Origin of the sequence: Microbacterium sp. (assembly GCF_031178445.1) — a bacterium.
Taxonomy (GTDB): Bacteria; Actinomycetota; Actinomycetes; order Actinomycetales; family Microbacteriaceae; genus Microbacterium.
Genome location: NZ_JAPSIY010000002.1, coordinates 420,155 through 431,314, shown reverse-complemented (window position 1 = coordinate 431,314; position 11,160 = coordinate 420,155). Strand labels below are relative to the sequence as shown.

Here is an 11,160-nt window from a genome sequence, read left to right as displayed (position 1 = left end):
GACGGTGGATGGGATGCCGCGGCATCCTGAATCAGGCGGAGGACGCGAACGGAAGCGCGTCGCTCGCGGTTTCTAACGGCGCAGCAGAGGCGCGCGCGAGCCGAGGGCGATGAACTGCGGGACTGTCGAGATCATGGTGTCCTCCTCGGGATCGGCTTCGTCGGCCGGTCGGCGCGACAGCCTTCGAGCCTATTCCTATGAACCCGCTGGGGGCAAGAGGAATTCCTGTTTCCGGTCAGCGCTTTCCGGCACCGAGTGGTCGACGCCGTGGTATCGGCGCCGACCACTCCCGCCCCGCTCAGTCGTCCGTTCCGCTCAACGGGCTGCAGCTTCCCTGTCCAGCAGGCTCTGCTTCACATCGAGCCCCCAGGCGAAGCCGCCGAGAGAGCCGTCGGAGCGCAGCACGCGGTGGCACGGCACGAACAGCGCGGGCGCGTTGCGGGCGCAGATCGAGGCGGCGGCACGCACGGCTTGCGGGCTGCCGAGCGCGGTGGCGAACTCGGTGTACGTCAGCGGGCGGCCGGGCTCGATGCGACGCAACGCCTCCCAGCCTGCGTGCATGAGCGCAGTGCCGCGCTGATGCACGGTCACCCTGTCGATGGCCGCCAGGTCGCCGCTGTAGTAGGCGAGCGCCGCAGCCGCGGCATCCGTCTGGCCGTCGCGAACGGCTGCTGGACGCAGCGACGGGTGCACGCGCGCGATGATCGCGTCATGGTCGGCGCTCCAGCCCGAGGCCAGCACCCTCTGCTCGTCGTCGGCGAGGATCGTGAGGGCGCCGTCGGCGGTGTCGACGGTCTGAATGACAGCGTTCATGATGACTCCTTCTCGGATTCGGTCCTTCTCGCCGCACGCCGGGTGGGACGCACGGGTGCCGCACGCCACAGGTGCGCGGTGAGGTAGCTGCGCCATGGTGCGGTCCGGGCAGCCCATTCCACGACGCCCGCCGGGTCGTTCGGGATGCCGGCCGCCGCGGCACCGGCACGCATGGCCACATCACCCGGGAGCAGCACGTCCGGATCGCCGATGACCCGCATCCGCACGTAGTCGGCCGTCCACGGGCCGATTCCAGGCATGGCTAGCAGTGCAGCCCGCTGTGTCGCCGCGTCGTCGCCGACGCCAAGCGTCAGAGAGCCGTCGGCGAGCGCTGCGGCGGCGCCGGTGACGGCTCGGATGCGTGCCGCGGGACCTCGCAGCACCTCGGCCCCGCGCTCCGCGATCGCGGTCATGGTCGGGAAGAGCGTGCCGGAGGCCTCGCCGTCGCCGACGCGTTCGCCGAGGGCCTCGGTGAGGGCGGTGAGCGCGGTGCGGGCGGCGGCGACCGTGATCTGCTGGCCGATCATGGCTCGGATCAGCATCTCGTGCGGGTCGACGGCCCCTGGAACCCGGATACCTGGTACCCGGGCGACGAGGGGCCCGAGCTCGGGATGCACTGCGAGCGCCTCGTCGACGGCGAGCGGATCGGCGTCGAGATCGAAGAGCCGCCTGGCGCGAGCGACCAGAGGTGAGAGATCGCCGAGCCTGGTCAGCCTGGCGCGCAGACGCATGCGGCCGTCATCGCCGCGACGGAGCTCGAACCACGCCGGGCCGCCGGCCAGTCGCAGGTGGCGGGCGAAGCTGGATGTTCCGGCCTCCTCGGCGCCGGGGATCGCACGCGCGGCCATCCACGCGAAGAGTCCATCGGTGTCGATCGGGTCGCGGTGCGGCAGCAGCAGATCGATCGATCCGGGAAGTTGCTCCTGCGCCCCGGAACCGAGGTGGCGCCGGGCACGGAGCGCGCCCGGTGCCAGGTCGAACACCTCGCGGATCGTGTCGTTGAACTGGCGGATGCTGGCGAAGCCGGCTGAGAACGCGACGTCGGCGATGGGCAGGTCAGTGCCGACCAGGAGCATGCGTGCGGTGTGCGCTCGCTGCGCTCGTGACAAGGCCAGCGGCCCCGCACCGAGCTCTGCGACGAGCAGTCGGGTCAGGTGGCGGGATGAGTATCCGAGTCGCGTGGCGAGTCCCGTGACGCCTTCGCGCTCCACGACCCCGTCCGCGATGAGCCGCATGGCACGAGCGGCGAGGTCACCGCGCACGTCCCAATCGGGCGAGCCCGGCGCCGCCTCAGGCAGACAGCGTTTGCACGCGCGGTACCCCGCTTCGTGCGCGGCGGCGCTGGTCGGGTAGAAGGTCACGTTCGCTGCCAGGGGCGTGCGCGCAGGGCAGCTCGGCCGACAGTAGATGCCGGTCGACCTGACCGCGGTGACGAACTGCCCGTCGAACCGGGTGTCACGCGAGCTGATCGCGCGGTACCGCTCGTCGAAGGTCATCGTCGGTGCGTTCATGCCTCTACCCTGTCACGTCCGATTCCCGCCGGCTGGCGGAAATCGGACGTGACAGTTGGCGGGAATCGACGGCGAGACGCGCCTCGGCGCAGCGCGAAGCACTGGAAGGAGCTCAACACCGAAGGTCAGCGACCCTCCACCCCAGAGGCGCCCCGCGCGACCCGGAGGCTCGGCGCAGCGCGAAGCGCTGTAAGGAGCTCAACGCCGAAGGCCAGGGCCCCCGCACCTCAGAGGGGCCCCGCGCGCCCCGGAGGCTCGGCGCAGCGCGAAGCGCTGTGCCGAGGGGCGCGTGGGGATCAGTGGAAGAAGTGACGCTCGCCGGTGAAGAACATCGTCACGCCGGCCTTGCGCGCCGCATCCACGACCTCCTCGTCGCGCACCGACCCGCCGGGCTGCACGATCGCCTTGATGCCCGCGTCGATGAGCACCTGGGGACCGTCCGCGAACGGGAAGAACGCGTCAGATGCGGCGACCGAGCCCGCCGCGCGGTCTCCCGCCCGCTCGACGGCGAGGCGGCACGAGTCGACCCGGTTCACCTGGCCCATGCCCACGCCGACGGTCGCGTTGCCCTTGGCGAGCACGATCGCGTTCGACTTCACCGCGCGGCATGCCTTCCACGCGAAGATGAGGTTCTCCATCTCGGCGTCGTCCGGGCGCTCACCGGAAACCAGCTCCCAGTTCTTGGCGACCGAGACGATGTCGTCCGGGAAGCGGTCGGCGTCCTGAAGCAACAGTCCACCCGACACCAGGCGCACGTCCATGCGCTCCTGCTGCCAGTCGTCGGGCAGCTTCAGCAGTCGCAGGTTCTTCTTGGCCTTGAACACGGCGAGGGCCGCAGGCTCGAAGTCCGGCGCCACGATGACCTCGGTGAAGATGTCCTTCAGGTTCTCGGCCATCTTCAGCGTGACCGTTCCATTGGTGGCGATCACGCCGCCGTACGCCGACACCGGGTCACACTCGTGCGCTCGCAGATGCGCGCTCGCGATCGGGTCGAGCGCGTTGGGGGCAGTGGTCGCGATTCCGCACGGGTTGGCGTGCTTGATGATCGCCACGGCCGGCAGCACCATGTCGTACGCCGCACGCAGCGCGGCATCCGCGTCGACGTAGTTGTTGTACGACATCTCCTTGCCCTGCAGCTGTGTCGCCTGCGCGATGCCATGCCCGCCGGCGCGCGTGTAGATCGCACCGCGCTGGTGGGAGTTCTCGCCGTAGCGCAGTGTGGCGAGCCGCTCCGCCTTGATGGTCAGGTGCGCGGGGAGATCGCCGTTGTCGGCGAGAGTGCCCTCCGCGAACCACTGGGCGACGGCGGAGTCGTAGGTGGCCGTGTGCGAGAACGCTCGCGCCGCCAGCTCGCGGCGCTGGCTGAGTGTGGTGCCGCCCTCGGCGATCGCCTCGATGATCGCGGGGTACGACTCCGGCGAGACGACGATCGCGACGTTCGCGTGGTTCTTCGCGGCGGCGCGGACCATCGCGGGGCCGCCGATGTCGATCTGCTCGACGACCGCGTCGGGCTCAGCGCCGGATGCCACGGTCTCGACGAACGGGTACAGGTTGACGACCACGAGTTCGAAGGGCTCGATGCCGAGGTCGCCCAGCTGGCGCGCGTGGTCCTCGAGGCGCAGGTCGGCAAGGAGGCCGCCGTGCACCTTCGGGTGGAGCGTCTTGACGCGGCCGTCGAGCATCTCGGCCACTCCGGTGACGGCGGCGACGTCGGTCACCTCGTACCCGGCGTCGCGGATGGTCGCGGCGGTCGAGCCGGTCGACACGATCTCGACGTCCGCTTCGGCGAGAGCGCCCGCGAGCTCGAGCAGGCCGGACTTGTCGCTCACCGACACGAGTGCGCGGCGGATCGGAACGAGATCGCGGTCGCGGTACAGCGAGGGGTCCAGGCGGGGGCCGGCCATGGGAATGCTCCTTCGTTCGGGCGTTCTGGGGAGGGGTCAGGGGGCGAGTGTCAGCTCGCCGGTGGCGATGCGGCGCACCACGTCGATCAGCAGCCGCCGCTCGACGGGCTTGATGCGCTCGTGCAAGGTGTGCTCGGTGTCGCCGGGCAGCACGGGGATGCGCTCCTGGGCGAGGATGGGGCCGCTGTCGATGCCGTCGTCGACGACGATCACGCTGGCGCCGGTCTCGGTGACGCCGGCGGCGAGCGCATCCCGCACGCCGTGCGCGCCCGGGAACTCCGGCAGGAACGCGGGATGCGTGTTCACGATGCGGGGCGCATAGCGGGCGACGACGGATGCCGGCAGCAGTCGCATCAGTCCGCTGAGCACGATCAGATCCGGGGTCCACACATCGAGTTGACGGGCGAGCTCCTCGCCCCAGTGCTCCCGGCTCTCGTGCAGGTGGAAGGGGACGGTGAACGACGGGATGCCGAACTCTTCGGCGTGGGCCAGTCCGGGGGCGTCGCGGTCGGCGCCGACGACAACCACGCGTGCCGGGAAGTCAGGGTGGCTGGCGGCCTCGAGCAGGGCTCGCAGGTTCGAGCCGGTACCTGAGATGAGAACGGCGAGCGTCAGCACCGAGCCAGTCTACCGGGGCCCGCACTCGCGACCGGACGAGGAGTCAGTCGTCGAGCGCGGCCATCTCGGCTCGCCAGCGGTCGGTCCGCTCCTCTGCCAGTTCATCGCGATGTCGCGGTGTGAGCATCAGGATGCCGCAGCCGATCAGCACCTCCACACCGACCGCGAGCGCGAACGGCCCCGGCGCCGGACCCGCCTCCGCGAGCCGCCCCGGCCCGATCGATCCTGATGCGAGCACGGCGGCCAGCGCCGCCATGCCCGCCGACAGCGCGGCGACACCGGCGGTGATGGCGGTACGGGGCCAGAGTTCCTCTCCCTGACCCTCCCACACGAGCCGCGAGCGGATCATCCAGCCGGCGAGCGCTCCGGCGGCTATCGGCACGAGCACCGACACGAGCATCCAGATCGAGGAGTTCTCGGGCACGAGTCCCAGCACGGGAATGCCGGGCAGGACGCCCAGCTGTGTACCTGCCGGCGACACGGCGGTTCCGGTGCCGAGCGCGAACCCGGGGCCGGCGAACCAGCTCGCCGACCAGACGACGAGCGTAGGCAGATAGGCGAGGTGTCCCAGGGTCAGCATGACCGCGCCGAGCACATCCACGCGTGCCGCTTCGAAGAGCGAGATGACCTCTCCCCCGCGCAGCAGGGTCATCGCTGCGACGCCGAGCGCGCCTGCTCCGGCGAGCACCGTGACGACCACCGCGGCGCCGCGCACCGACTCCGCAGGTACGGGCGACCACTCGTTCCACCCGTCGACGATGTCGTGCACGCGGTCGACGACCCCGCCGTCGCCTTCCGCCCAGGCGTAGCGGATCGCCCCGACGAGGAGCCCTGCCGCGTACACGGCGGTGGGGATGACGACTCCTGCCCAGTGCGCGTCTCGCAGCACCTCGGATCGCGCGCTGAAGGTGACCACGGCGGCGATCGCGGCGAAGACCCCCGCACCGGAGGCGACGCCGACCGCCCATGCCCCCGAGGAGGCGGCTCGTCTGCCCGAACGGGCGGCGAACAGCAGGGTGAACAGCAGGATCGCGAGCGGCGGCACGGAGAGTGCGAAGCGAGCAGCCTCAGCCGGGATCGCGAGGTTCGACAGCAACTGCGCCGGCAGCACGACATCGAGCGGCACACCGTGCGAGAACCGCCATAGCGTTCCGCTGACCGGCCAGAGGGCGCCCCAGTCTGCGGCGAGCCCGAAGGCCAGCACCCAGAGCACGGTCAGCGGCGCAAGCAGGGTCGCCAGACCGACCGCCGCCGCGATGACGGCGTCGAGTGCGGCGAGAAGCGCGACGAGGAGGCGTTGCATGTCCTCTCGAGCCTACGACGGCGACCTGCATGCATCCGGGCGCCCACGCGCAGGCGCCGCGCGGACACGATAGGTTTTCTGCGGAGGTTCACCCGATGACAACTGGCCCTGCTGCCCCTGCGCGAGAAGCGCGACGCGACAACGAGCCGCGCAACGCGGTCGACCGATTCTTCGAGATCACGAAGCGCGGTTCCACCTTCGGCGCCGAGATCCGCGGTGGACTCGTGACGTTCGTCACCATGGCCTACATCGTGATCCTGAACCCGATCATCCTGTCCGGCACGCCCGACGTCGCGGGGAACGCCTTGGAGTTCGGTCAAGTCGGGGCGGCGACCGCGCTCACCGCCGGCGTGATGACGATCCTGTTCGGGCTTGTCACGCGCCTGCCTTTCGCGTTCGCAGCCGGCCTGGGCATCAACGCGTTCGTCGCGTTCAGCGTCGTCGGGCAGGTCACCTGGCCCGAGGCGATGGCGCTGGTGATGATCAACGGCGCGATCATCGTGCTGCTGGCGGCGACGGGGCTGCGGAAGGCGATCTTCGACGCCGTCCCGTTCCAGCTCAAGATCGCCATCACCGTCGGCATCGGCCTGTTCATCGCTTTCATCGGCTTCATCAACTCCGGCTTCGTCACGGCGACCGGCGCATCCTCGCCGCCCGTCGGCCTCGGCGTGAACGGTTCGGTCGCGACCATCCCGACCCTGCTGTTCGTGGTCACGCTCGTGCTGACCGGCGTCCTGGTGGCGCTGCGTGTCAAGGGCGGCATGCTGATCGGTCTTGTCACCGGCACCGTGCTCGCCGTCATCGTCGAGGCGATCTGGCATGTCGGCGCTCGCAGCTTCGACGCCGAGGGCAACGTGGTCAACCCCGGCGGATGGGGACTCACCGTGCCCGCGCTCACCGGTTCGCCCGTGAGCCTGCCCGATCTCAGCCTCGTCGGCCAGGTCGACTTCGCGTTCGACTTCGGCAAGGTCAGCGCCGTGGCCCTGGTGATGATCGTCTTCACGCTGCTCTTCACGAACTTCTTCGACGCGATGGGCACCATGACCGGCCTCGCCAAGGAGGCGGACCTCGCCGATGAGAAGGGCGACTTCCCGCGGATCAAATCGGCGCTGGTCGTGGAGGGCGTCGGCGCGATCGCCGGTGGTGCGACCTCGTCGTCGTCGAGCACCGTCTTCATCGAGTCGGGCGCCGGCATCGGCGAGGGCGCGCGTACGGGACTGGCGAACGTCGTCACGGGTGTCGTGTTCCTTCTCGCGATGTTCCTCACCCCTCTTACCTCGATCGTGCCGACCGAGATCGCGGCGGCCGCGCTGATCATCGTCGGAGCGATGATGATGGCCCAGATCCGCCACATCGACTTCGGAGACTTCCGGGTGCTGCTGCCGGTGTTCCTCACGGTGACGGTCATGCCGCTGACCTACTCGATCGCGAACGGGATCGGGGCGGGTTTCGTGAGCTGGGTGGTCATTCACGCGCTCTCCGGCAACGCCCGTAAGGTCAGCCCGCTGCTCTGGGTGGTGGGCGCCGGCTTCCTGATCTTCTTCGCCCGCGGGCCGATCGAGATGCTCTTCGGCGCCGGTCTCTGATCGACGATGACGAGGGGGTGCGGATGCTGCCGGCATCCGCACCCCCTTCGCGTTCATTCGCTGATCTGGCCGATGTAAGCGGCTGCGAACTCGGCGGACGGCTCGATGGGCTCGATGACGTCGATGAGCACCCCGCCCGGCGCCTCGACGATGAAGTGCCGCTGCCCGAAAGCCTCATCCCGGAGGGTGAGCCGCTCCACCAGGCCGTGTCGCCCCACGAGCCGGGCGTGCTCGGCGGCCGCATCGGCGACTTCGAAGTTCAGCAGCATGCCCTGCACGGGTCGCCGGAAGCCCTCGGGGATGGTCTCGTGGCCACGGTCGAGCACGGCGAGCTCGCCAGCGTCCGAGGTGAGGCTCACGTACCACTCGCTCTCGAACGTGGTGTGGAACCCCAGGATGTCGCGATAGAAGGCGGCTGACGCCGCCACGTCGTCGACCATCAGCACCGGATAGAAGCTGGTCACAGTCATGCAGATCTCCTTTACGTACACCAAGTATGTATCTCTGCGACTACGATACATACGTCGCGTACGTAAAGGAAGGCCCTCATGCCAAGAGCCAGCGCAGCGGATGCCGCGGCGACCGCCGCTCGCATCCGCACTGTCGCCGCGCAGCGGTTCGCCGTCGACGGGTACGCCGCGACGTCCGTCGATGACGTCGCCACGGATGCCGGGGTGACCCGCGGCGCCGTGTACCACCACTACGACTCGAAGCCTGGACTGTTCGCCGCCGTGGTGGCGCGGTTGCAGCAGGAAGTCGCGGATGCCGTCGTGCAGGCCGCGGGCGATGGCGCCGGGGACGACGGACTGCGACGCGGGAGCCACGCCTTCCTCGATGCGATCACCGCGGACGGACGGGCACGCGTGCTGTTGCGCGACGCTCCGGCGGTGCTCACCTGGGAGACGTGGCGGGAGACCGACGCACAGACCTCGGCGGTGCACCTCCGTGAGGCGCTCACCGGTGCCGGCGTCGCCGCCGACATGCTCGGCGCCACCACCGCCCTGCTGTCCGGGGCGATGAACGAGGCCGCACTGTGGCTCTCGGAGCGCGCGGGCGACGCGGCGGCGCGGACCGCGGCCCATCGGGGTCTGGACCGGCTGCTGGACGCCGTCGTCGACTGAGCGAGTATCCGCCCTCTCCCCCGCGTCGGTGCCGGTGGTCGCTCCGGGAATGACGAAGGCCCCGGGGTGGAGCCCGGGGCCTTCGTGTTCAGCCTAGCGGATCAGAGTCCGGCGATGATCTCGCGCATCAGCGCGGCGGTCTCGCTCGGGGTCTTCCCGACCTTGACTCCGGCGGCCTCGAGGGCCTCCTTCTTGGCCTGTGCCGTGCCCGCAGAGCCGGAGACGATGGCGCCGGCGTGGCCCATGGTCTTGCCCTCGGGCGCGGTGAAGCCCGCCACGTAGCCGACGACCGGCTTCGACACGTTCTCCTTGATGTAATCGGCCGCGCGCTCCTCCGCGTCGCCACCGATCTCGCCGATCATGACGATCGCCTTCGTGTCGGGGTCGGCCTCGAATGCGGCGAGCGCGTCGATGTGCGTGGTGCCGATCACTGGGTCGCCGCCGATGCCGATGGCGGTCGAGAAGCCCAGATCGCGCAGCTCGAACATCATCTGGTAGGTCAGGGTGCCCGACTTCGACACGAGGCCGATCGGCCCCTTGCCGGTGATGTTCGCGGGCGTGATGCCTGCCAGCGCCTCACCGGGAGTGATGATGCCGGGGCAGTTCGGGCCGATGATGCGCGTCTTGTTGCCCTTCGACTTGGCGTAGGCCCAGGCCTCGGCACTGTCGCCGACCGGGATGCCCTCGGTGATCACGACGAGCAGCGGGATCTCGGCGTCGATGGCCTCGATCATCGCGTCCTTGGCGAACTTCGGCGGCACGAATGCGACCGACACGTCGGCGCCGGTCTTCTCCATCGCCTCCGCGACCGAGGCGAACACGGGCAGCTCGACCTCGCCCTCGTGGGGCTTCTCGTGCGTGACGGTGGTGCCGGCCTTGCGTGCGTTGACGCCGCCGACGATGTTCGTCCCCGCCTTCAGCATGAGTGCGGTGTGCTTGGTGCCCTCGCCGCCGGTGATGCCCTGGACGATGACCTTGGAGTCCTTGTTGAGGTAGATCGACATTTCTCTCGTTCCTTCAGTCTCGTACCGTCAGGCGTTCGCCAGCTCGGCGGCCTTGTCGGCGCCCTCGTCCATGCCTGCGGCGAGGGTGACCAGCGGGTGGTTCGCCTCGGCCAGGATCGCGCGGCCCTCTTCGACCTGGTTGCCGTCCAGTCGCACGACGAGCGGCTTGGTCGCCGAGTCGCCGAGGATCTCAAGTGCCTTCACGATGCCTTCCGCGACCGCGACGCACGACGTGATGCCGCCGAAGACGTTCACGAAGACGCTCTTGACCTGCTCGTCACCGAGGATGACATCGAGGCCCGAGGCCATGACCTGCGCGTTCGCGCCGCCGCCGATGTCGAGGAAGTTCGCCGGCTTCACTCCGCCGTGGTTCTCGCCGGCGTAGGCGACGACGTCGAGCGTGGACATGACCAGACCCGCACCGTTGCCGATGATGCCGACCTGACCGTCGAGCTTGACGTAGTTCAGTCCGGAGGCCTTGGCCTTAGCCTCGAGCGGGTCGGCAGCAGCCTTGTCCTCGAGCTCCTCGTGCTCGGGGTGGCGCACCTCGCTGCCGTTGTCGTCGAGCGACACCTTGCCGTCGAGTGCGATGATCTCGCCGTCCTCGGTGCGAACCAGCGGGTTCACCTCGACGAGCGTGGCGTCCTCGCCCTTGTACACCTCGTAGAGCTTGACGAACACGTCCGACACCTTCTCGATGAGGTCTTCGGGGAAGTTCGCCTCGCGGGCGATCTCGACGGCCTTGGCCTTGTCGATGCCCGTCAGCGGGTCGACCTCGACGCGCGCGAGCGCTTCGGGCTTCTCGACTGCCAGCTGCTCGATATCCATGCCGCCCTCGACCGAGCACAGGCTCAGGTAGGAGCGGTTGGCACGGTCGAGTAGCACCGAGAAGTAGAACTCCTCGGCGATGCGGGCGCCCGCGGCGACCATCACGCGCTTGACGACGTGCCCCTTGATGTCGAGTCCGAGGATCGCCTTCGCGGCCTCGTACGCCTCGTCAGGGGTCTTCGCGACCTTGACACCGCCGGCCTTGCCGCGCCCACCGGTCTTCACCTGCGCCTTGACGACGACGACGCCGCCGAGCTTCTCGGCCGCTGCCTTCACCTCCTCGGGGGTGTCGGCGACGATGCCGGCGAGAACCGGCACTCCGTAGCTTTCGAAAAGGTCTCGTGCCTGGTACTCGTAGAGATCCACGTGCTGTCCTTCGCTGGTTGCGGCGGTTGGGACGCGACAGTTCTGTCGGGTGTCGATAAGATTCGACCCGATTGACCAGCCTACTACCGCTGGACACCGCGAGTTG

Annotated in this window: 10 protein-coding genes; 2 read left to right on the top strand and 8 right to left on the bottom strand. The window is 69.4% G+C overall.

Annotation, left to right across the window (positions count from 1 at the left end):
• Window positions 1-315 precede the first annotated feature (315 nt).
• The 5 genes from RIN43_RS04845 to RIN43_RS04825 form a co-directional block, all read right to left on the bottom strand.
• Window positions 316-813: an MGMT family protein gene (locus RIN43_RS04845; RefSeq protein WP_309127751.1), complete on the bottom strand. Its 498-nt coding sequence runs from the start codon at window positions 811-813 to the stop codon at window positions 316-318.
• Window positions 810-2,324 (bottom strand): AlkA N-terminal domain-containing protein, encoded by a 1,515-nt coding sequence (locus RIN43_RS04840; RefSeq protein ID WP_309127750.1) that lies wholly within the window; start codon window positions 2,322-2,324, stop codon window positions 810-812. The genes RIN43_RS04845 and RIN43_RS04840 overlap by 4 nt, the downstream gene beginning before the upstream one ends.
• A gap of 296 nt (window positions 2,325-2,620) precedes the next feature.
• The gene (gene purH / locus RIN43_RS04835; RefSeq protein ID WP_309127749.1) at window positions 2,621-4,228 is read right to left on the bottom strand and encodes a bifunctional phosphoribosylaminoimidazolecarboxamide formyltransferase/IMP cyclohydrolase; all 1,608 of its coding nucleotides are present in this window, start codon (window positions 4,226-4,228) and stop codon (window positions 2,621-2,623) included.
• Window positions 4,229-4,264: 36 nt separating this feature from the next.
• Window positions 4,265-4,846, bottom strand: coding sequence for a phosphoribosylglycinamide formyltransferase (purN, locus tag RIN43_RS04830; protein WP_309127748.1), 582 nt, complete (start codon window positions 4,844-4,846; stop codon window positions 4,265-4,267).
• A gap of 43 nt (window positions 4,847-4,889) precedes the next feature.
• Window positions 4,890-6,149 (bottom strand): DUF6350 family protein, encoded by a 1,260-nt coding sequence (locus RIN43_RS04825; RefSeq protein WP_309127747.1) that lies wholly within the window; start codon window positions 6,147-6,149, stop codon window positions 4,890-4,892.
• 95 nt (window positions 6,150-6,244) lie between these two features.
• Here RIN43_RS04825 and RIN43_RS04820 point away from each other — a divergent pair, with 95 nt between their 5' ends.
• Window positions 6,245-7,735 (top strand): NCS2 family permease, encoded by a 1,491-nt coding sequence (locus RIN43_RS04820; RefSeq protein ID WP_309127746.1) that lies wholly within the window; start codon window positions 6,245-6,247, stop codon window positions 7,733-7,735.
• Window positions 7,736-7,788: 53 nt separating this feature from the next.
• On the opposite strand, the gene RIN43_RS04815 is transcribed toward RIN43_RS04820, so the two are convergent.
• The gene (locus RIN43_RS04815; RefSeq protein ID WP_309127745.1) at window positions 7,789-8,205 is read right to left on the bottom strand and encodes a VOC family protein; all 417 of its coding nucleotides are present in this window, start codon (window positions 8,203-8,205) and stop codon (window positions 7,789-7,791) included.
• 78 nt (window positions 8,206-8,283) lie between these two features.
• On the opposite strand from RIN43_RS04815, the gene RIN43_RS04810 reads away from it, so the two are divergent.
• A complete protein-coding gene (locus RIN43_RS04810; protein ID WP_309127744.1) occupies window positions 8,284-8,856 on the top strand; it encodes a TetR family transcriptional regulator in 573 nt (190 codons plus the stop codon).
• A 101-nt stretch (window positions 8,857-8,957) separates the two neighbouring features.
• On the opposite strand, the gene sucD is transcribed toward RIN43_RS04810, so the two are convergent.
• On the bottom strand, window positions 8,958-9,860 hold the full coding sequence (gene sucD, locus RIN43_RS04805) for a succinate--CoA ligase subunit alpha (RefSeq protein WP_309127742.1): 903 nt from the start codon (window positions 9,858-9,860) through the stop codon (window positions 8,958-8,960).
• 27 nt (window positions 9,861-9,887) lie between these two features.
• Complete coding sequence (sucC, locus tag RIN43_RS04800; RefSeq protein ID WP_375163700.1) at window positions 9,888-11,054, bottom strand: ADP-forming succinate--CoA ligase subunit beta; 1,167 nt, start codon at window positions 11,052-11,054, stop codon at window positions 9,888-9,890.
• Between the last annotated feature and the right edge of the window lie 106 nt (window positions 11,055-11,160).

Excerpts from the sequence above, each read along its gene's own strand:
- RIN43_RS04845 (WP_309127751.1), bottom strand. The coding sequence starts at position 813 with ATGAACGCTGTCATTCAGACCGTCGACACCGCCGACGGCGCCCTCACG.
- RIN43_RS04820 (WP_309127746.1), top strand. The coding sequence starts at position 6,245 with ATGACAACTGGCCCTGCTGCCCCTGCGCGAGAAGCGCGACGCGACAAC.
- RIN43_RS04825 (WP_309127747.1), bottom strand. The coding sequence starts at position 6,149 with ATGCAACGCCTCCTCGTCGCGCTTCTCGCCGCACTCGACGCCGTCATC.
- RIN43_RS04815 (WP_309127745.1), bottom strand. The coding sequence starts at position 8,205 with ATGACTGTGACCAGCTTCTATCCGGTGCTGATGGTCGACGACGTGGCG.
- sucD (WP_309127742.1), bottom strand. The coding sequence starts at position 9,860 with ATGTCGATCTACCTCAACAAGGACTCCAAGGTCATCGTCCAGGGCATC.
- RIN43_RS04810 (WP_309127744.1), top strand. The coding sequence starts at position 8,284 with ATGCCAAGAGCCAGCGCAGCGGATGCCGCGGCGACCGCCGCTCGCATC.
- purH (WP_309127749.1), bottom strand. The coding sequence starts at position 4,228 with ATGGCCGGCCCCCGCCTGGACCCCTCGCTGTACCGCGACCGCGATCTC.
- RIN43_RS04840 (WP_309127750.1), bottom strand. The coding sequence starts at position 2,324 with ATGAACGCACCGACGATGACCTTCGACGAGCGGTACCGCGCGATCAGC.